Source organism: Pseudomonas sp. TH34 (assembly GCF_016650865.1).
In the GTDB taxonomy this organism is placed as follows: domain Bacteria; phylum Pseudomonadota; class Gammaproteobacteria; order Pseudomonadales; family Pseudomonadaceae; genus Aquipseudomonas; species Aquipseudomonas yamanorum.
The window spans coordinates 42,545-61,881 of sequence record NZ_JAEKFB010000033.1 but is presented as its reverse complement, the minus strand read 5'-3'; the positions used below and the strand labels follow the sequence as shown (position 1 = coordinate 61,881).

Here is a 19,337-nt window from a genome sequence, read left to right as displayed (position 1 = left end):
TGTTGGCCATGCTGATCTGCACTGTCCCGACGCTGGTAGAATAGGCACCTGATTCTTCTCGGACCCTTTGCCATGCTTCCTGAATGTCAGTTGTTCGGCACCTTGGGCTGCCATCTTTGCGAGTTTGCCGAAGCGGAAATCATGCCGTTGGTCGAACACGGCCTGCTGGTGGAGTTGGTGGATATCGCCGATTCCGAGGCCTTGTTCGAAGCCTACGGCCTGCGGATTCCGGTGCTGCGCCGGGTGGACACGGGCGCTGAGCTGGACTGGCCGTTCGATGAAGCGCAGGTGGTGAGCTTTCTCCTCTAGTACTCGGCGATGGCGAGTTCCCGATTATTCAGTTACTGTATGTTTGTACAGCGATTGAATGAGAGGGAACGCCCGTGGTGAATGTTGAACAACTGAAAAGCAGCGTCAATCGCATGTCCGCCGACGTCGTGCGCGATGCGGTGAACGAGCTGCGCCTCGATGGCCTGGTCACGGAAGGCAAGACGCCGTTTAACAAAGTGCATTTCAATACCTGCTTTGCCGAGATCGAAGCGCTGTTTCAGCGTGCCGGTTATCACAAGCAGTTGGATGTGGTGGGCTATCAGGGCTTGCTGTATGCGCTTTACGATCCGGGCCGTTGGGAAGCGGTGGATGTGCTGCGCTGGCTCAAGGAATTCACCGAAGCAGCCAGTGCGTCGCCAGCGCTGCGTGGGGAATTGGCCAAGGCCTGAATCTGTGCTGGGCCTGATCCGGTTGCATGCGGGATAATGCCCGCCTGTATGTCCACGCTTTGAGCCTGCCCATGTCCGTTTTTTCCGCTGCCCAGCATCAAGCCAGCACCTTGTACCTGCCGCCGGGCGCCTGGGCGACCGTGCTGGATTGCCTGTGCGAGCACTTCCCGGCCATCAGCCGCGAACAATGGCTGGACCGCATCGCCCGGGGCCGGGTGCTGGACATCAACGGTGCACCTATTACTCAGGACCTGGCCTACCGCGAAGGCTTGTGCATCTACTACTTCCGCGAAGTGCCGAACGAGAAAGTGATCCCGGTGCAGGAGACGATCCTCTACGCCGATGAACACCTGGTGGTGGCCGACAAGCCGCACTTCCTGCCGGTCACGCCTGCCGGCGAGTACGTCGAGCAGACCCTGTTGCGGCGTTTGATCCGTCGCCTGGACAACCCGTCTCTGGTGCCGCTGCATCGCATCGATCGGCATACCGCGGGGCTGGTGCTGTTTTCGGCAAACCCTCAGACGCGCTCGGCGTATCAACAGCTGTTTCCCACGCGCAAGATCGACAAGTTCTACGAAGCCATTGCTCCGGCATTGCCTGGGCGGACTTTTCCGCTGGTGCATAAAAGCCGGTTGGTGGACGGCGAGCCGTTCTTTCGCATGCAGGAAGGCGAGGGGGCGAGCAATACCGAGACGGCGGTCGAGGTGCGGGAAAAAAATGGCGACCTGTGGCGCTATGGCCTGTTTCCGGTGACCGGCAAGAAACATCAGTTACGGGTGCACATGACGGCGTTAGGCGCGAGTATCTGCAACGATCCGTTCTACCCCGACGTCATCAAGGATGCCGAGGACGATTACGCCAACCCACTCAAGCTGCTGGCCCAAGGCGTGCGCTTCATCGACCCGGTCACCGGTCTGGAGCGAAACTTCCGCAGCGAGATCAGCCTGGACTGGTAAACCCCAGGAACGAAAAAGCCCGCATTACGCGGGCTTTTCGTATCTGGCGTTAAGACTTACAGGTCTTTAACGGTGCGAACCTGATCCTTGTTGATCTGGGTGCGCTTGCCATCCAGCTGTTCGAATTCGTAGAAGCCGGTGGACTTATCGAATTTAGGAGTGTCGACGGCCTGGATTTCGCGACCGTCATTCAGGGTGATCACTGTAGGCGAGGCGCAACCGGCAAGGGTAGCGAGGCCCAGTGCAAGCATGAGAGCGGCGATGGTCCGTTGAGTCATGAGTTTGTCTCCGAGAGAATGCTTTGTTGAGTACTGACCTTGTGACGTGTGCAACGTCGGCAAAGTTCCTTGTTCGATGTTCATTCTGACACGCTGGGCGGGCGGTGCAACAACTCAGGTGTATTGAGGTTGGCCAAGCGTGGGTCGTCGGCAGGACAATCCAGGGCTTTGGCCCCCAGTGCCTGCATGATTCGGCGCGGGCTGCGCTCGCCGGTTGCCCAGGCTTCATCGAACCGCTCGCGCAGCAGCGTCGGTATGACGCAGAGCAGAGGCTCCCAGAAATCGCCGTGGCGCACCATCACCGGCAGCAATGGATTCTGCTGCGCTGTGCTGCGCAGGTCGGCGAGCAATCGCGCGTCGATCTGCGGCACATCGCACGGCAATACCAGCAGATGCCCATGCTGCGCCACCGCCAGTCCTGCACGAATGCCGGCCAGTGGCCCCGGGAAGTCCGGGCTGTCATCGCCGACCAATTGATCGGCGTAGGCCGCGTACTGCGGCTGGTTGCGGTTGCAGGAGATGATCAGGTCGTCGGTCAAAGGCCGTACCAGGCGATGCAGGTGCGCAATCAGCGGCTGTCCGTGCCAGTCGAGAAGACCCTTGTCGAGGCCGCCCATGCGCTGGCCACGGCCGCCGGCCAGCAACAGGACGGAGCAGGGCAGTGGGAAGGAATGGCTTGGCATGGCAGCTCCAGCGGGCAGTGAAATGGGGGGCTGTGATATAACATCGGGCTGTTCCTTCGACAACCGGACCGAGCCATGAAAGCCAAGGCTGATGCGCCCTTTGTACCCCTGAATATCGCTGTATTGACGGTCAGTGACACCCGCACCCTGGAAACCGACACCTCGGGCCAGGTCTTCGTCGACCGCCTGACCGCCGCCGGCCACCTGCTGGCCGAGCGCGTGTTGCTTAAAGATGACCTGTACAAAATCCGTGCGCAAGTGGCGCACTGGATTGCCGAAGACGTGGTGCAAGTGGTGTTGATCACCGGCGGCACCGGCTTCACCGGCCGCGACAGCACCCCGGAAGCGGTGAGCTGCCTGCTGGATAAACAGGTGGATGGTTTCGGCGAACTGTTCCGGCAAATCTCCGTGGCCGATATCGGCACCTCCACCGTGCAGTCCCGCGCCCTGGCCGGCCTGGCCAATGGCACCCTGGTGTGCTGCCTGCCTGGCTCCACCAACGCGGTGCGCACCGGATGGGACGGGATTCTCGCCGAGCAACTGGATAACCGTCACCGCCCGTGCAACTTCGTTCCGCATTTGAAACAGGCCGAGCCCTGTGAATCCCGTGGGTAAGCCGGGCAAGACCGGCGCGTTGATGCCGGTGGAAGATGCCCTCGAGCAACTGCTGGCGATGGCCGAGGCTGCGCCGATTCGCGAGCAGGAAACGTTGCCGTTGGCCGAGTGTGATGGGCGGGTGTTGGCCCAGGCGCTGATCTCTACCCTGGACTTGCCGCCCTGGCCCAACAGCGCCATGGACGGTTACGCCCTGCGCCTGGCGGACTGGACCGGCGAGCCATTGGTGGTCAGCCAGCGCATTTTCGCAGGCACGGCACCGGAGCCTTTGGCCGCCGGCACCTGTGCGCGAATCTTCACCGGTGCCCCGGTGCCGGAAGGCGCGGACTGCGTTGAGATGCAGGAAAACGCAGTGGTCCTTCCCGATCAGCGGGTGAGCTTCACCGAAGCGTTGCAGGTGGATCAAAACATCCGTCCCCAAGGCCAGGAAACCACGGTGGGCGAGTTGGTGTTGCCAGCAGGTACACGCCTGGGCCCGATCGAGTTGGGCCTGGCGGCTTCACTGGGTCGTGATCGGCTGGAGGTGGTGCGACGCGCCCGCGTGGCCGTGCTGTCCACCGGCGACGAGTTGATCGAGCCGGGCCTGCCGCTGGGTCCCGGGCAGATCTACAACAGTAATCGCCGGGTGCTGTGCAGTTGGCTGGAGCGCCTGGGTTGCGAAGTGGTAGATGCCGGGATCCTGCCGGATGATCTGGAAAAAACCCGCGAGCGCCTGGGTGCATTGGGCTCGGTTGACCTGATTCTGTCCACTGGCGGTGTGTCGGTGGGCGAGGCGGATTTTCTCGGGATTGCGCTGCGGGAAGAGGGCGAGCTGGCGCTGTGGAAGCTGGCGATCAAGCCGGGCAAGCCGCTGACGTTCGGGCATTTCCGTGGCGTACCGGTGATCGGCTTGCCGGGTAATCCGGCGTCGACCCTGGTGACCTTTGCCTTGCTGGCGCGGGCCTACCTGTTGCGCCGCCAGGGTGTGGAAGACGTGCAGCCATTGCGCATAGAAGTCCCGGTGGGATTTGTCTGGGCCAAGCCGGGGAATCGCCGTGAGTATTTGCGCGGGCGGCTTGAGCAGGGCAAGGCGATCATCTACCGCAACCAGAGCTCGGGTGTGCTGCGCAGTGCGGCGTGGGCTGAAGGTTTGGTCGAGGTGCTGGAAGGCACGACGCTGGAGATCGGTGATCGGGTCAACTTCATTCCGTTGAGTGAAGTCTTGAACTGAGCCCGGTCTATCAAACAATGAAAATCAAAATGTGGGAGCTGGCTTGCTCGCGAAAGCGGTGGATCAGTCGCCCGATGTATTGACTGACCCTCTGCATTCGCGAGCAAGCCCGCTCCCACATTTGATTTGTGTTCATCCTGCAATCAAGGCAAATCACGACTCGCGTAAAACGCACTCAACACCTTCACCAGGTGCGCCAGGTCGTGGCTGCCGCACAGCTCGCGAATCGAGTGCATGGCAAACGTCGGCAGGCCGATATCCACGGTGCGCACGCCCAGGTGGCTGGCGGTGATCGGGCCGATGGTCGAGCCGCAACCCATGTCGCTGCGAACCACAAAGCTCTGCACCGGCACTTCTTCGGCCATGCACAGATGGCGGAAGAACCCGGCGGTTTCGCTGTTGGTGGCGTAGCGCTGGTTGCTGTTGACCTTGATCACCGGGCCGGCATTGAGTTTCGGGCCGTGGTTGGCGTCGTGCTTCTCGGCGTAGTTGGGGTGCACGCCGTGAGCGTTGTCGGCAGACACCAGCAGCGACTTCTGGATGGTGCGTACGAATTCATCACCTTCCGGCAGCAGGCGGCGCAATGTCTGCTCCAGCATCGGGCCGTCGGCACCACAGGCGGAGCATGAGCCAACTTCTTCGTGGTCGTTGCACACCAGCACGCAGGTTTCGTCGGTTTCGGCGGTGAGCAAGGCTTGCAGGCCGGCGTAGCAGGACAGCAGGTTGTCGAGGCGGGCGCCGGCGATAAAGTCGCCATTGAGACCAATCACAGCGGCGCTCTGGGTGTCGTAGAAACTCAGCTCATAGTCGAGCACCACGTCAGCGTTCAAACCGTGTTCACGGGCCAATTGCTCGGTAAGCACCGCGCGGAAGTCCACACGCTCGTCACCGGCAAACTGCGCGAGGATCGGTGGCAGCTCGGTCTGGGCATTGATCGCCCAACCCTGGTTGGCTTCACGGTTCAGGTGAATGGCCAGGTTGGGGATGATCGCGATGGGCAGCTTGAAGTCGATCAGTTGGCTTTCGACCTTGCCGTCGCGGCGGAAGGTCACACGGCCGGCCAGGGACAGATCGCGGTCGAACCACGGTGCCAGCAACGCGCCGCCGTACACTTCCACACCCAGTTGCCAGAAGCCCTGGCGTTGCAGTTCGGGCTGTGGCTTGACCCGCAGGCACGGGCTGTCGGTGTGGGCGCCGACCAGGCGAATACCGCCTTGCAGGGGCGAGTGACGGCCGAGTTTGAAGGCGATGATCGAGGAGTCGTTGCGGGTGACGTAGTAGCGACCGTTGGCCTCGGTGGTCCAGGTCTCGCGCTCGTCAAGACGCTGGAAACCGGCCGCTTCCAGGCGCTGTGCAAGGGCGGCGGTGGCATGGAATGGGGTAGGGGAGGCCTTGAGGAAGTCGATCAGGCCTTGGTTCAACTCTTCGCGCATAAGTAGCTCCAGACAGCAATGGCGCGAGTTTACCGTCCGACGGGATAAGTGCACAGAACAAATGTGGGAGCGGGCTTGCTCGCGAATGCGGTGGACCAGTTAGCTCATTCAGCGACTGACACACCGCATTCGCGAGCAAGCCCGCTCCCACATTTTAATTGCGTTTACAGGTTAAAACGGTGCGGGGCACTCGAAGCGCAGGCGCTCGCCGCTCTGGGGATGGGTGAAGCTCAACATGCTGGCGTGCAGGCACAGGCGCGGCCAGGCAGCCAAGGCCTGCTCATGGGCGTACAAGCCATCGCCCAACAACGGATGCCCGATGGACAGCATATGCACACGCAGTTGATGTGAGCGGCCGGTAATCGGCGTCAGCTCAACCCGGCACCAGTCGCCGCAACGCTCCAGGACTTTCCAGAAGGTCAGCGCGTTCTTGCCGAACTCATGGTCCACCACGTGCCGTGGCTTGGTCGGCGGGTCATAGCGCAATGGCAAGTCGATGCTGCCGCTGTCCAGTTCCGGTTGGCCCCAGCAGAGTGCGGTGTAGGCCTTTTCGGTTTCCCGGTCATGAAACTGGCGCGACAGTTCACGGTGGGTATCCGCGTCACGGGCCAGCAGGATGATCCCCGACGTTTCCCAGTCCAGTCGATGGACGATGCGGGCTTCGGGGTAGCCGTTTTCCTGCAGGCGGGTGATCAGGCAGTCCTTGTTGTCTTCGGCGCGACCGGGCACCGAGAGCAGCAGGGTAGGCTTGTTCACCACCAGGACAGCGGCGTCCTGATGAAGGATGTGGACATTGGACAACGGCATTAAAACAGCCTCGTAACAAACGCCAACGGCGGCTCGCTCACCCGGCCCCGTGAGGGGAGCCAGGTAACCGAGCCGCCGTGGCGACCGCCTTTTCGATCAACGATCAGGCAGGGTGATATTGAGTTCCAGAATCGAGCAGCTGCCGTCATTTTCCAGGGCGACATGCACGTCATCGTTACCGATATTGACGTACTTGCGGATCACCTCCACCAGTTCCTTCTGCAAGGCTGGCAGGTAATCCGGGGTGCTGCGTTGGCCGCGTTCGTGCGCCACGATGATCTGTAGACGCTCTTTCGCTACCGACGCGGTACTTGGCTTTTTGTTGGCGCGAAAGAAGTCGAGAAATTTCATTGTTTAGTTGCCTCCAAAGATACGCTCGAAGAATCCCTTCTTCTTAACATCGAGGAAGCGATGTTCCACGGTCTTGCCCAGCAAGCGATCAACTGCATCGCTGTACGCCTGGCCGGCGTCGCTCTGGTCGTCAAGAATCACCGGCACGCCTTGGTTGGATGCCTTCAGGACGGCCTGGGATTCCGGGATCACACCCAGCAGGGTCACGGCGAGGATTTCCTTGACGTCTTCAACGCCGAGCATTTCGCCGTTGCTGACGCGCTCCGGGTTGTAGCGGGTGAGCAGCAGGTGTTCCTTGATCGGGTCTTCACCTTTCTCGGCGCGCTGGGACTTGCTGGCCAGCAGGCCGAGCATGCGGTCCGAGTCACGTACCGACGACACTTCAGGGTTGGTCACGACGATGGCTTCGTCGGCGAAGTACATCGCCAGGTGAGCGCCGGTTTCGATACCTGCCGGGGAGTCGCACACTACGTATTCGAAGGTTTCCTTCAGTTCAGCGAGGACTTTGCCTACGCCTTCCTTGGTCAACGCATCTTTGTCGCGGGTCTGGCTGGCGGCCAGCACGTACAGGTTCTCAAGGCGCTTGTCCTTGATCAGGGCCTGTTGCAGGTTGGCTTCGCCGTTGACCACGTTGACGAAGTCGTATACCACGCGGCGTTCACAGCCCATGATCAGGTCGAGGTTACGCAAGCCGACGTCGAAGTCGACGATGACTGTCTTGTGGCCGCGCAGAGCGAGGCCGGTACCGATAGCGGCGCTGGTGGTGGTCTTACCCACACCACCCTTGCCGGATGTAACCACGAGAATCTTGGCCAAGGTGTTTCACCCCTAAGGAAAAAGGACGTTCAGTCCCTGAAAAACATCTCTTGAAACTCGCTGCAGGCGGACAGCCTTTGTAGGAAAAAGATGTGGTTTCCGTAGGGGAAACGCCAACTTTCAATTATTCCTACACAAGTATTGCCGGTTTCGCTGTGCTATCAGAGTCTAGAGATGCTTGGAAAATGCGGCAGTATCCGTTAAAGACGGATGATGTTCAACACATCGCCCGACAGGCTGACTTGTACCCCGGCCCCCACAGCGGATCGCGGCGCAAATCTTCCGAAACCTTGTACTGGCCTGCGATGGACACTAGCTCAGCGGTCAACTGCTGGCAAAAAATACGGGCCTTGGTGTCACCCTTTATGCCGGCCAGTGCACGACCGCGCATGGGGCCGTATACATGGATGTTTCCGTCGGCAAGAAGTTCCGCCCCCGGGCTTACCGGGGCGATGACGACAAGGTCGCCACCCTGGGCGTAAATCTGCTGCCCGCCCCGTACGGGAGAGGTGATGATCTTTGTAGGCTTGACCGTCGGCTCCGGCGGTTTCTCCGGTTTTTTCTTCTCTTCGCCGACCAACGGGTCGAGCGGACGCTCGCGGGCACCCGACGGCGGCAGTACTGGCAATTCAATGGCGATTGCGGCGGCAATGTCTTCGATACGGCTGGCACGAATCGCCAGGGTGCGCAGGCCATGTTGGCGGCACACACGCATCAATCCGGGCAGGTCGACAGCGCCCTGGCCGGCGGGGAGTTTGTCCAGGGCCAGCACCAGCGGCGCATTGTTGAAGAAGTTCGGCGCGAGGGCGACCTTGGCGGCGAGCTGGCGGTCCAGGGCGTCAAGGTCATTGCGGGCCAGTTCCAGCACGGTAATGGCGAGCATGCTGCCTTTCAACTGGAACACGGGATCTTGGTCTAGCGGTTCGGTTTGGCTCATGGTCGGCAAAGCGGCTTGTCACGAAAAGTGTCGAGACTTATAACGAGAACATCCGCTAGCCGCAAGCCGGGTCGAACCGTTGTAGAATGCGCGGCCGTTGTCTTTACCGGAATCTTTAATGGATCGCCCGCGTTTTCGAGCAGTATTTTTTCACCCGCGCTTCTGGCTGTTATGGCTGGGACTCGGTTTGCTGTGGCTGATTGTGCAGTTGCCGTACCGGGCGTTGCTGGGGATTGGCCGTACCTTGGGGGCGGGAATGTACCGGGTAGCCGGTGAACGTCGGCGCATTGCCGCACGTAACCTGGAACTGTGCTTCCCGGAAAAGTCTGCCAAAGAGCGTAAACATTTGCTCAAGGAAAACTTCGCGTCCACCGGCATCGCCTTCTTCGAGATGGCCATGAGCTGGTGGTGGTCCAAGCCGCGCCTGGCGCGCCTGGCCCATGTCGAAGGGCTGGAGCACCTCAAGCAGGCGCAACTGGAAGGCAAGGGCGTGATCCTGATGGCCCTGCATTTCACCACCCTGGAAATCGGCGCCGCCTTGCTCGGGCAGAAGCACACCATCGATGGCATGTACCGCGAGCACGGCAACCCATTGTTCGATTTCGTCCAGCGCCGTGGCCGCGAGCGGCACAATCTTGATTCCCTGGCCGTAGAGCGCGAAGACGTGCGCGGCATGCTCAAGCTGCTGCGGGCCGGCCGTGCGATCTGGTACGCACCGGACCAGGACTACGGCGCCAAGCAAAGTATCTTCGTGCCGTTGTTCGGCATTCAGGCCGCTACCGTCACGGCCACCAGCAAATTTGCGCGTCTGGGCAAGGCGCTGGTGGTGCCGTTCACTCAGGAGCGCCTGGCTGACGGCAGCGGCTATCGCCTGGTCATTCATCCGCCGCTGACCGACTTCCCCGGTGAAACCGACGAGATCGATTGCCTGCGCATCAATCAGTGGGTCGAAGCCTCCGTGCGCGAATGCCCCGAGCAATACCTGTGGACCCACCGCCGCTTCAAGAGCCGGCCGCCAGGTGAGCCTAAGCTGTATGAAAAACGCCGTCGTTGATCTGAAGTCCCCAAGCACCATGGAGTGATGCAATGCGCTCAGCTGAACCGGTCACAGGCTTGATTCTTTCCGGCGGCGGGGCGCGGGCCGCCTATCAAGTGGGGGTATTGGCGGCGATTGCCGAGCTGTTGCCGCCGGGGGCCGCCAATCCGTTTCCGGTGATTGTCGGCACCTCGGCCGGGGCGATCAATGCGGTCAGCCTGGCCAGTGGCGCCATGGACTTTACCGCTGCCATCGAGCGCCTGACCGCTTTCTGGCAAGGCTTTCGCAGCCACCTGGTGCTGCGCAGTGATTGGCCCGGGGTGATCAGCCAGGCCAGTCGATTCCTTATCCACAGCCTGCTGGGGCTGGGGGCACAGGTGCCGGTGGCGCTGCTCAACAGTTCGCCGTTGCGGGATTTGTTGCGTGACAAGCTGCACCTGGAAGGCATCGAGCAGTCGATTCGCGAAAAACACCTTCACGCCGTGGCTGTAACTGCCTTCGGGTACGAGTCCGGGCAAGCCGTGACCTTCTACCAGGGCGGCGGCACCATCGACGCCTGGCTGCGACATCGGCGTATCGGTATTCCCACCCAACTGACCGTTGAACACCTGCTGGCCAGCTCGGCGATTCCATTGCTGTTTGCCCCGGTCAAACTCGATCAGGAATATTTTGGTGACGGTGCAGTGCGGCAATCGGCACCGATCAGCCCCGCGCTGCACCTGGGAGCCAGCCGCGTGCTGGTGGTGGGCGTCAGTGGCAACCCGCGCGGCAACGACCCTTCGAACCCGGCACGTACCTTCACCGGCCAGGAGCCGACCTTGGCGCAGATCGGTGGGCACATGCTCAACAGCACGTTCATCGACAGCCTGGAAAGCGATATTGAATTGCTCGAGCGCCTGAACCAGTTCAGTCATGTGTTGCCGAGCAACGCGGCGATACAAGGTTTGGCGCCGGTGGAGGTGCTGGTGATTGCACCAAGCCAACCGATCGACGAAATCGCGGCGCGTCATCGCCAGGAATTGCCTGCGGCATTGCGCCTGTTTCTGCGCGGGCCGGGGGCGACTAAAACCAGTGGCGCGGGCGTGCTCAGTTACCTGCTGTTCGAGGCGGGGTATTGCAGCGAATTGATCGAATTGGGAAGGCGGGATGCGCTGGCCAAGCGCGAAGAGTTACAGCGGTTTCTAGGCCTGACACCGAACTGAATGTGGGGCTGGCTTGTGTGGGAGCTGGCTTGCCTGCGATGCAGGCACCTCGAAGTTTCAGTTACACCGCAGTGATGCTATCGCAGGCAAGCCAGCTCCCACATGGAGGCGCGGTGTTACTTAGAAGTGGTACTTCACCAACAAACTCGCCGTGTCCTGATTGGTCTCGAACGCGCCGCTGTCCTGGATCCCGTACTTGTTCTTCCAGTAGTCGTATTCGATACCGACATACAACTGCTTCTCGCCCCAATGCAGCGCCTTGCCCAGGTCATATTTGATCTGTGGGTTGAAGTGCAGGTTGGCGTGGTAAGTACCACGGGCGTTCTTGTCGTTATCCACGACCCAGTCCATAAAGCCGTCGATCAGCACATTGGAGTTGCCCACCGGGATCGTGTACGACCACACCGGTGTGATCTGCCACACCCCATCACCCGGGCGGTTGCCTTCGGTCTGGCGCTGGTAGAAGTTCAGCTGGAAGTAGTCGAAACCAGGGATTGCCAAGTCGAAGCCCGGGCCGAGCAAGTACGACTCGTTGTCGCCTTCGCCGAACTCGTAAGTGAACGCCAGCAACACGTCCTTGATCGGGCCGAACGACAAGTCTTTGTCGAAGATCTTGCCGAACGACAAGCGTGGGCTGAACTCGCCGTAGTAAGTACTTGGGCCGACATTGCCGTCTTCCTTGCCGTTGTAAAAGATGCGGTCGAGGAAGAAGAAGTTGTCGCCGTACTTCCACGCGTCGGCGTGTTCGAAGGTCACGGTTTGCTGGATCTGCGGGTTAACAGTGAAGTTCTTGCCCCACAGATAAGTCAGGCTGTTGTTCTGCCACTGCAGCAGATCACCGGCCATGGCCTGGCCCCCGGCCAGCAGGGATCCTGCCAGCATCAGGCTGTTCACAGTACGTTTCATTCGGTTGCTCCCGAGGTAAAGGTTTCTGGTTTTTTTTCTAAGCGGACGCTCTGGTGTGGCGTCTTTTTGCTTGCCGCAAAAATCGTCTGTTCGGTCAGCTTTAATGCGTTTAGCAAGAGCTGCGCCAAGGTGTTTAAAAAGCCAAAAAATCCCCGTCGGCTGTGATGAACACAGTCGAATTCGGAGAGTTTTTGCACACGTTGGCTGCGGACTTGGGGCCCGGGTAAGTTGGCCTTGCAGTCAGCTTTTACATTCGCTGTTTTTTTTTGAGTCGATTTGAGCGGGCGCCGAGAATACTGACTCCGAAGCCGGTGCTCAAGTGCGCTGTTACAGCGCGCGCGGGGCGAGAATGGGGCACGGCGCGTGGCCGGTCCCGGATGAATGGCGTGCATGGTGTGTTCCCTGATCGTTATTGTTTTTGTTGTGACGCAGGAATCAATGTGGGTGTGCGTGAGCGCTTGCGGCCGCGCGTTCGGCGCCGCCCAGAATGTTGAATAACAGGTTCAGCGACAGCGCGCTGAGGGTGGCCATGGCGATGCCGCTGTGAGTGATCGGGCTCATCCACAGTGGCAACTGCGCAAAGAACTCGGGACGCACGACCGGGATCAAACCCATGCCGATACTCACCGCCACCAGCAACTGGTTACGGCGGTCGGCGATGTCGGCTTCCTGGAGGATCTTGATCCCGGTGGCCGCCACCATGCCGAACATGGCAATCGCCGCACCCCCCAGCACTGCGGGTGGAATCGACGCTACCAGGAACGCGGCCTTGGGCAGCAGGCTCAGCACGATCAGAAACGCCCCGGCCATGATCGTCACCGAACGGCAGCGCACACCGGTCATCTGCACCAGGCCGATGTTTTGCGCGAACGAGGAGTGGGTAAAAGTGTTGAAGAAGCCGGCAAAAAACGACGCGCCGGCATCACACAACAGGCCGCGACGCAGCATCTTCGGCGTGACTTCCTGGCCGGTGATCTTGCCCAGGGCGAGGAACATCCCGGTGGACTCGACGAAGATAATCACCACCACCAGGCACATCGACAGAATCGGCGCCAACTCGAACTTCGGCATGCCGAAATGCAGTGGCGTCACCACTTGCACCCACGGTGCTTGAGCCAGGCCGCTGAGGTCGACCATGCCGATCATCCCGCACAACCCATAACCAAGGGCCATGCCAATCAGCACCGAGATATTCACCCAGAAGCCGCGCATGAAACGGTTGATCAGCAGGATAGTGGCCAGCACTAGCGCGGCAATCGCCAGGTAAATCGGTGAGCCAAACGTGGACGCCGCCGCGCCACCGCCGGCCCAGTTGACCGCGACGGGAAACAGCGAAAGGCCAATGGCGGTGATCACAGTGCCGGTCACCAGCGGCGGAAAGAAGCGTACGACCTTGGACATGAACGGCGCGATCAGGATGCCGAAAAAGCCGGCGGCGATGGTCGCACCGAAGATCCCTTGCAGGCCGATGCCGGGCATGCCTGCCATGGCGACCATGCTGCCGACTGCGGCGAAACTGGCGCCCATCATCACGGGCATGCGAATGCCCACCGGGCCGATGCCGAATGACTGGACCATGGTTGCGATGCCCGCCACCAGCAGGTCGGCGTTGATCAGGAAGGCGATTTCTTCACGGCTCAGGCCTGCGGCCTGGCCGATGATCAAAGGCACGGCGACGGCGCCACCGTACATCAGCAAGACGTGTTGCAGGCCTACCAGAATCAGTTGCAAGAGGGGCAGCCGCACCATGGCGGGCGCGGCAGGAGTCTGCGTTTCTAGCTGGGACATGCAACACCTCGGATCTTTTTATTGTTGTGTTGTTCGGCATTCAATTGCCGGGTGGAACTCATTCGTCAAAGCACACCGCAGATCTCAACTGTAGGAGCTGGCTTGCCTGCGATAGCGGCGGTGAATTCAACATCGCTATCGCAGGCAAGCCAGCTCCCACATTGGGTCCTGCGTTAATCAGTCAGTTGGTACGTGCCCCCTGATTGATCCAGGTGCCAATCAAGTCCCGTTCCTGCTGGGTCATCTGGGTGATATTGCCCAGCGGCATGATCTGGCTGGCCACGGCCTGCGCCTGGATGCGCGGGGCCATCTGCTGGATCTGCTGCGGCGTATCAAACATCACCCCGGCCGGTGCGGTGCTGAACAGCGGGCTTGTCGGTTTGGCCGAATGGCACACCGCACAGCGCTCCTGAATCACCCCGTGGACCTTGTCAAAATCAATCGAGGCCTGGGCCGGTGCTGCTTCGGCAGGCGCCGGTGCAGGTGTCGCGGGTGCAGCCGGTTTAAGCCCGCCACCCAACGCCGTTTCCGGCAGCGGCTGGTACTCGATGGCCGCCGGTGCCTTGGCCACTTCCGGTGCAGTCGCCACCGGTTTTGGACCGGTCACGTAGGCCAGGCAAATCATCGCCAGCGCGCCAACCGGCAAGGTCCAGGCATATTTCTGGCTGTTATGACGGGTGTTGAAGTAGTGACGCACCAACACGGCCGCCACCGCGATGCCCGCCAGGATCAGCCAGTTGTATTGGCTGCCGTAGGTGCTCGGGAAGTGGTTGCTGATCATGATGAACAGCACCGGCAAGGTGAAGTAGTTGTTGTGGCGCGAACGCAGCAAACCCTTGGCCGGCAGTGCCGGGTCGGGCGTGCGGTTTTCCGCGATGGCCGCCACCAGCGCACGCTGGGCCGGCATGATGATGCGGAACACGTTGCCCACCATGATGGTGCCGATCACGGCGCCCACGTGCAGGTACGCACCACGACCGCTGAACACCTTGCTGAAGCCGTACGCGGCGGCAATCAACAGCACGAACAGGATCAGGCCGAGCAGGGCGGGGCGCTTGCCCAGTGCCGAGTCGCAGAGAAAGGAGTAGATGAACCAGCCGGCCAGCAGCGAGCCGAGGCCCAGCAACACACCTTCCGGACCGCTGAGGCTGCTGCCCGGGGCCAGCAGGTACAAGGTCGGGTTGGCATAGAACACCACGCACAGCAGCGCGATGCCGGACATCCAGGTGAAATAGGCTTCCCATTTGAACCAGTGCAGGTTATCCGGCATGGTCGGCGGGGCCAGTTTGTATTTTTCCAGGTGGTAGATACCGCCACCGTGGATCGCCCACAAGTCACCGGCGAGGCCGTCCTTGGGGTTCACGCGATTGAGGTTGTTTTCCAGCCAGACGAAGTAGAACGAAGCGCCGATCCAGGCGACGCCAGTGATCATGTGAACCCAGCGCACGCTCAGGTTCAGCCATTCCATCAAATGTGCTTCCACAGTCTTTACCTCTCGCCTGTCACTCTGTCGTCGAGTGATCAGACCTTCTCTTATTGGTGGGGGGCGAGGATCAACCGCTCATCCTCTTTGAAAAAATGCTCATCGCAGTTATTGCCTGTGCCACTGCGATCAACCACCAGGAAGTCATCCCGCTTTTCGATCGTCAGCACCGGGTGGTGCCAGACGCCGCGATGGTAATTAATGCCCTGCCTGCCGTTGGTAACGAAGGCGCGGACCAAGCCCGATACAGGTTCATCGCCAAGTGGCGCGACCACGATCAGAAAGGGGTTGCCGAGCAGCGGGATGAAAGCCTGGCTGCCCAGCGGGTGTCGTTCCAGCATGCACACGGTCAGCGGCATGTCCTGCGCGTCGGCGCGGAAGATGCTGATGATCGCGTTATCTTCTGGCGTGGCGGTTTGCACCGTCGCCAGTTTATGAAAGCGCATGGTCGACCCGTTGTTGATCATGAAGTGATCGCTGCCATCGGTTTCGATAACGTCTCCGAAAGGGGCGAAGGCTTCTTTGGTCAGGGGTTCGATCATCAGTGTGCGCATGGCTGTCTTCTTAATCTTGTGTATGGATCGTTCCCACGCTCTGCGCGGGAACGCCGCCCTGGACGCTCTGCGTCCGCTCTTGTGACGCAGAGCGTCACGGTATGCATTCCCACGCAGAGCGTGGGAACGATCGGGTGTTACTTCGAGACCTTGCCCAAAACCCGCAGGCGGCTCACACCACCATCCGGGAACACATTCAGACGAATGTGGGTGATCGGGCCCAGCGCCTTGATCTGCTCGGCAAACGTGTGTTCAGCGTGCATTTCCAGTTTCTGCGCCGGCAGCAGTTCGCGCCAGAACAGCGATTGGGTTTCGATCTGGCTGTCGGTGCCGCCTTTCACGAACGCGCCCTGGATCGAGCAAGTGTCCGGGTAGTTGCCCTTGAAGTGCAGGGTGTCGACCACGATCTTCTCGATCTCGCCCGGGTGGCCCAGGGCGACGATCACCCAGTCATTGCCCGGCGTACGACGACGTGCGGTTTCCCAGCCATCGCCCATGTTGATGCCACGGCCCGGGTTGAGGATGTTGCTCATGCGCCCGAAGTGTTCATCGGAGCAGGCCAGTGCGCGGCCGCCGTTCAATGCAGCAGCCAGGTCCACCTGTTCGTTGTCGCCCACCGCCGACCAGTCGCGGAACGGAATGCCGTACACACGCAGACGGGCCACGCCACCATCCGGGTAGATGTTGAAACGCAGGTGGCTGAACGCCTGGTCGTTGTTGATCTCGTGGAAGTGATGGCTGTTGCCTTGCAGCTCCACCGCCGACAGCACTTCAACCCACTGGGTGTTGTCATCCGGCTCGCCGGACGCCAGGAAGCAGGCTTCCAGGGACGCCGATGGCGGGAAGTTGCCGGTGAAGAATGAAGTGTCGATGTCCACGCCTTTGATCGAACCCGGTACGCCCAGGCGGATCACCGCGCTGTCGTAACCTTCGAAGCGCTTGCGGCGCGACTCCCAGCCGTCCATCCACTTGCCGTTGTCATCGAAAACGCCCTCCTTCCACACGGCCGGGGTCGGCTGGAACAGGCGGTTGGCGTCGGCGAACCAGTCATCGGTAACAGAGATGATCTTGGTGCCCAGGCGGGCGTCGGCCAGGTTGACGAACTTCTCGAAAGGTACGGCGTAAGCTTTCATTCTTCTTGTCTGCCTTAAAGTAAGTGGCTTGGGATGCTCGCCAGGCCCTGGGCGTTCATGAACCGCTCGGGCCAGGTCTGCTAAAGGGTCAGTAATCGGAACAACGCGATTTTATTGATCTCGGCCAGCGCGCATTTGAACTCGGCTTCCACCGAGTTGTGAATGCGCGTTTCAAACGCGGCGAGGATCTGGTGCCGGTTGCTGCCTTTTACCGCCATGATGAAGGGAAACTTGAACTTGGCCTTGTAGCCATCGTTCAGCTCGGTGAAGCGAGAAAACTCTTCGGCCGTGCATTGGTGAATACCGGCGCCAGCCTGTTCATTAGTGCTGGCTTCGGTCAACTGGCCCTGGACGGCCGCTTTGCCCGCCAGGTCCGGGTGAGCGTTGATCAGGGCCAGTTGACTGGTGTGATCAGCGCTCAACAGGATGTCGCTCATGCGCTGGTGCAGGGTTTCGATCTCGTCGATCGAAGCGTCCTGGCCCAGGTCGAAGGCCTTTTCGGCCACCCATGGCGAATGTTCGTAGATGTCGGCGAAGGCTTTGACGAACGCGTCGCGGCTCAGGGTCGAGGGTTTCAGGGTCTGGAACGCAGTCATTTGGCGGCTCCCTGGAAAGGGTGCACGTCATGCCAGTGACGGGCGATGTCGACGCGGCGGGTAAACCACACCTGATCATGGCCCTTGGCGTATTCGATAAAACGCTTGAGGGCGGCCAGGCGTGCCGGGCGGCCGATCAGGCGGCAGTGCAGGCCGATGGAGAGCATCTTCGGTGCGTCAGCGCCTTCGGCATACAGCACGTCGAAGGCGTCCTTGAGGTATTCGAAAAAGTCGTCGCCCTTGTTGAAACCCTGGACCTGGGTGAAGCGCATGTCGTTGGTGTCCAGGGTGTAGGGGATCACCAGGTGCGGCTTGCCGGTCGGGTTGTTGGGTTCCCAGTAAGGCAGGTCGTCGTCGTAGGTGTCGCAGTCGTAGAGGAAACCGCCTTCCTCCATCACCAGCCGCCGGGTGTTGGGGCCGGTGCGCCCGGTGTACCAGCCCAGGGGGCGTTCGCCGGTGAGCTCGGTGAGGATGCGGATCGCTTCGAGCATGTGCTCGCGTTCCTGGGCCTCATCCATGTATTGGTAGTCGATCCAGCGGTAGCCGTGGCTGCAGATCTCGTGGCCGGCGGCGACCATCGCGCGGATCACGTCCGGGTGGCGCTGGGCGGCCATGGCCACGGCGAAAATGGTCAGCGGGATATCGAATTCCTTGAACAGCTTGAGGATGCGCCACACGCCGGCCCGGCTGCCGTATTCGTACAGCGACTCCATGCTCATGTTGCGCTCGCCTTGCAGCGGTTGCGCCGAGACCATTTCCGAGAGGAAGGCTTCCGACTCTTTGTCGCCGTGCAAGATGTTGCGCTCACCACCTTCTTCGTAATTGAGTACGAACGACAGGGCGATACGGGCCTTGCCCGGCCAGTGTGGGTGAGGAGGGTTACTGCCGTAACCGATCAGGTCGCGTGGGTAGTCAGCGCTCACTGCAGTCTTCCTTCTTGTTCGTGGTAGCGGTGTGTGTGGCGGCCGGGCAGCGGAAAGACTGGGTGGCGTCACAACGATGACTGATTGTATACAACTTAGTGTGCACTTTGTAAGCCTGTATTTCTGCATTTTTTCCGCAGGGTCTTTGCAGAGTAGCACTGCAAGAAACCTGCCTGACTGGTCAGCTAAATTGAAAAAAACCTCATTCACTGTAGGAGCGTGCTTGTTCGCGAAAAACCTGAGAACGCCTCGGTAACCCTGAAGCGCTGCGTTATCGTTGACGATCTTCGCGAGCACGCTCGCTCCTGCAGAATCGGCGTCAGCAACGGAGAGCGGGCTTGTTGAATTTATTGTGTACAATTTTTTTGAAAAGTGTCTTAATCAACCATCACCGGCTTTTTCAGTGACCTGAAAAGGTGCGGTCTTTCACTTTACTGACTTCGGGAGGCGCGCAGACGCTATGGGACGTTTGACCACACACGTATTGGACGCCGCACATGGCTGCCCCGGCAGCGCGATCAAAGTTGAGTTGTACCGTGTCGAGGGCGCACAGCTTGAGCTGGTCGCCAGCACCCTGACCAACAGCGACGGCCGCTGCGATGCACCCCTGCTGCAAGGCGATGACTACCGCAGCGGTGTCTATCAGTTGCAGTTCAGCGCCGGCGATTACTACCGCGCCCGCGGTGTGCAACTGCCCGAACCTGCGTTTCTCGATGTGGTAGTGCTGCGCTTCGGCATCAGCGCTGAACAGGATCACTACCACGTGCCGTTGCTGATTTCGCCTTACAGCTACTCCACCTATCGCGGTAGCTGAGTCGTCACCGCGCTTCACACCCCCAAAGCTCTTCGTTGGTTTTTCGCCCGCTCACACTGCGGGCTTTTTTTCGCCTGCTGATCGGGCCCTATCTATG

The 19,337-nt window shown here is 60.4% G+C and carries 22 protein-coding genes and 1 pseudogene; 8 read left to right on the top strand and 15 right to left on the bottom strand.

Annotated features, from left to right (window positions below):
* Positions 1-72: 72 nt before the first annotated feature.
* The 3 genes from JFU58_RS25770 (at position 73) to JFU58_RS25760 (ending at position 1,675) form a co-directional block, all read left to right on the top strand.
* Positions 73-309, top strand: a complete 237-nt coding sequence (locus tag JFU58_RS25770; protein WP_026078284.1) for a glutaredoxin family protein — start codon at positions 73-75, stop codon at positions 307-309.
* Positions 310-383: 74 nt separating this feature from the next.
* Positions 384-719, top strand: a complete 336-nt coding sequence (locus JFU58_RS25765) for a hypothetical protein (RefSeq protein ID WP_063032029.1) — start codon at positions 384-386, stop codon at positions 717-719.
* A 65-nt stretch (positions 720-784) separates the two neighbouring features.
* Positions 785-1,675: a pseudouridine synthase gene (locus JFU58_RS25760; protein WP_085988745.1), complete on the top strand. Its 891-nt coding sequence runs from the start codon at positions 785-787 to the stop codon at positions 1,673-1,675.
* Between the two features lie 56 nt (positions 1,676-1,731).
* Here the strand turns inward: JFU58_RS25760 and JFU58_RS25755 are convergent, their stop codons facing one another.
* Both JFU58_RS25755 and mobA read right to left on the bottom strand, forming a co-directional pair.
* Complete coding sequence (locus JFU58_RS25755) at positions 1,732-1,953, bottom strand: YgdI/YgdR family lipoprotein (RefSeq protein WP_003209090.1); 222 nt, start codon at positions 1,951-1,953, stop codon at positions 1,732-1,734.
* 80 nt (positions 1,954-2,033) lie between these two features.
* A complete protein-coding gene (gene mobA / locus JFU58_RS25750) occupies positions 2,034-2,636 on the bottom strand; it encodes a molybdenum cofactor guanylyltransferase MobA (protein ID WP_201142694.1) in 603 nt (200 codons plus the stop codon).
* Positions 2,637-2,711: 75 nt separating this feature from the next.
* On the opposite strand from mobA, the gene moaB reads away from it, so the two are divergent.
* Together moaB and JFU58_RS25740 are read left to right on the top strand one after the other, a co-directional pair.
* Positions 2,712-3,251: a molybdenum cofactor biosynthesis protein B gene (moaB, locus tag JFU58_RS25745; protein WP_003209092.1), complete on the top strand. Its 540-nt coding sequence runs from the start codon at positions 2,712-2,714 to the stop codon at positions 3,249-3,251.
* Positions 3,235-4,461, top strand: a complete 1,227-nt coding sequence (locus JFU58_RS25740) for a molybdopterin-binding protein (protein WP_201142693.1) — start codon at positions 3,235-3,237, stop codon at positions 4,459-4,461. The genes moaB and JFU58_RS25740 overlap by 17 nt, the downstream gene beginning before the upstream one ends.
* Positions 4,462-4,604: 143 nt before the next feature.
* Here the strand turns inward: JFU58_RS25740 and JFU58_RS25735 are convergent, their stop codons facing one another.
* From JFU58_RS25735 to minC, 5 genes and pseudogenes are all read right to left on the bottom strand, one after another.
* Positions 4,605-5,894 (bottom strand): M18 family aminopeptidase, encoded by a 1,290-nt coding sequence (locus JFU58_RS25735; protein ID WP_003209095.1) that lies wholly within the window; start codon positions 5,892-5,894, stop codon positions 4,605-4,607.
* A 171-nt stretch (positions 5,895-6,065) separates the two neighbouring features.
* Positions 6,066-6,701 (bottom strand): RluA family pseudouridine synthase, encoded by a 636-nt coding sequence (locus tag JFU58_RS25730; RefSeq protein ID WP_063032017.1) that lies wholly within the window; start codon positions 6,699-6,701, stop codon positions 6,066-6,068.
* A 96-nt stretch (positions 6,702-6,797) separates the two neighbouring features.
* Positions 6,798-7,052 carry a cell division topological specificity factor MinE gene (minE, locus tag JFU58_RS25725; protein ID WP_003175252.1) on the bottom strand — a complete coding sequence of 85 codons (255 nt, stop codon included), beginning with the start codon at positions 7,050-7,052 and terminating at the stop codon, positions 6,798-6,800.
* A gap of 3 nt (positions 7,053-7,055) precedes the next feature.
* On the bottom strand, positions 7,056-7,868 hold the full coding sequence (minD, locus tag JFU58_RS25720) for a septum site-determining protein MinD (RefSeq protein ID WP_003209098.1): 813 nt from the start codon (positions 7,866-7,868) through the stop codon (positions 7,056-7,058).
* A gap of 200 nt (positions 7,869-8,068) precedes the next feature.
* Positions 8,069-8,805: pseudogene (minC, locus tag JFU58_RS25715) on the bottom strand (septum site-determining protein MinC).
* Between the two features lie 118 nt (positions 8,806-8,923).
* Here minC and JFU58_RS25710 point away from each other — a divergent pair.
* Together JFU58_RS25710 and JFU58_RS25705 are read left to right on the top strand one after the other, a co-directional pair.
* On the top strand, positions 8,924-9,859 hold the full coding sequence (locus tag JFU58_RS25710) for a lipid A biosynthesis lauroyl acyltransferase (RefSeq protein WP_177027316.1): 936 nt from the start codon (positions 8,924-8,926) through the stop codon (positions 9,857-9,859).
* Between the two features lie 32 nt (positions 9,860-9,891).
* Positions 9,892-11,043: a patatin-like phospholipase family protein gene (locus JFU58_RS25705; RefSeq protein ID WP_063032013.1), complete on the top strand. Its 1,152-nt coding sequence runs from the start codon at positions 9,892-9,894 to the stop codon at positions 11,041-11,043.
* A gap of 120 nt (positions 11,044-11,163) precedes the next feature.
* On the opposite strand, the gene JFU58_RS25700 is transcribed toward JFU58_RS25705, so the two are convergent.
* The 8 genes from JFU58_RS25700 to puuE form a co-directional block, all read right to left on the bottom strand.
* Positions 11,164-11,949, bottom strand: a complete 786-nt coding sequence (locus tag JFU58_RS25700) for an outer membrane protein OmpK (RefSeq protein WP_003209104.1) — start codon at positions 11,947-11,949, stop codon at positions 11,164-11,166.
* Positions 11,946-12,341, bottom strand: coding sequence for a hypothetical protein (locus JFU58_RS25695; RefSeq protein WP_177027315.1), 396 nt, complete (start codon positions 12,339-12,341; stop codon positions 11,946-11,948). The genes JFU58_RS25700 and JFU58_RS25695 overlap by 4 nt, the downstream gene beginning before the upstream one ends.
* A gap of 43 nt (positions 12,342-12,384) precedes the next feature.
* Positions 12,385-13,737: a nucleobase:cation symporter-2 family protein gene (locus JFU58_RS25690; RefSeq protein ID WP_063032011.1), complete on the bottom strand. Its 1,353-nt coding sequence runs from the start codon at positions 13,735-13,737 to the stop codon at positions 12,385-12,387.
* A 181-nt stretch (positions 13,738-13,918) separates the two neighbouring features.
* Entirely contained in the window at positions 13,919-15,220 is a 1,302-nt protein-coding gene (locus JFU58_RS25685; RefSeq protein ID WP_201142692.1) for a urate hydroxylase PuuD, read from the bottom strand.
* A 50-nt stretch (positions 15,221-15,270) separates the two neighbouring features.
* Complete coding sequence (locus JFU58_RS25680) at positions 15,271-15,774, bottom strand: ureidoglycolate lyase (RefSeq protein ID WP_017479983.1); 504 nt, start codon at positions 15,772-15,774, stop codon at positions 15,271-15,273.
* A 137-nt stretch (positions 15,775-15,911) separates the two neighbouring features.
* On the bottom strand, positions 15,912-16,907 hold the full coding sequence (alc, locus tag JFU58_RS25675; protein WP_063032007.1) for an allantoicase: 996 nt from the start codon (positions 16,905-16,907) through the stop codon (positions 15,912-15,914).
* An 80-nt stretch (positions 16,908-16,987) separates the two neighbouring features.
* Entirely contained in the window at positions 16,988-17,503 is a 516-nt protein-coding gene (gene uraD, locus JFU58_RS25670) for a 2-oxo-4-hydroxy-4-carboxy-5-ureidoimidazoline decarboxylase (RefSeq protein ID WP_063032005.1), read from the bottom strand.
* Entirely contained in the window at positions 17,500-18,426 is a 927-nt protein-coding gene (gene puuE / locus JFU58_RS25665; RefSeq protein ID WP_008432189.1) for an allantoinase PuuE, read from the bottom strand. The genes uraD and puuE overlap by 4 nt, the downstream gene beginning before the upstream one ends.
* Before the next feature lie 460 nt (positions 18,427-18,886).
* On the opposite strand from puuE, the gene uraH reads away from it, so the two are divergent.
* Entirely contained in the window at positions 18,887-19,240 is a 354-nt protein-coding gene (gene uraH, locus JFU58_RS25660) for a hydroxyisourate hydrolase (RefSeq protein ID WP_003209117.1), read from the top strand.
* Positions 19,241-19,337: the final 97 nt, after the last annotated feature.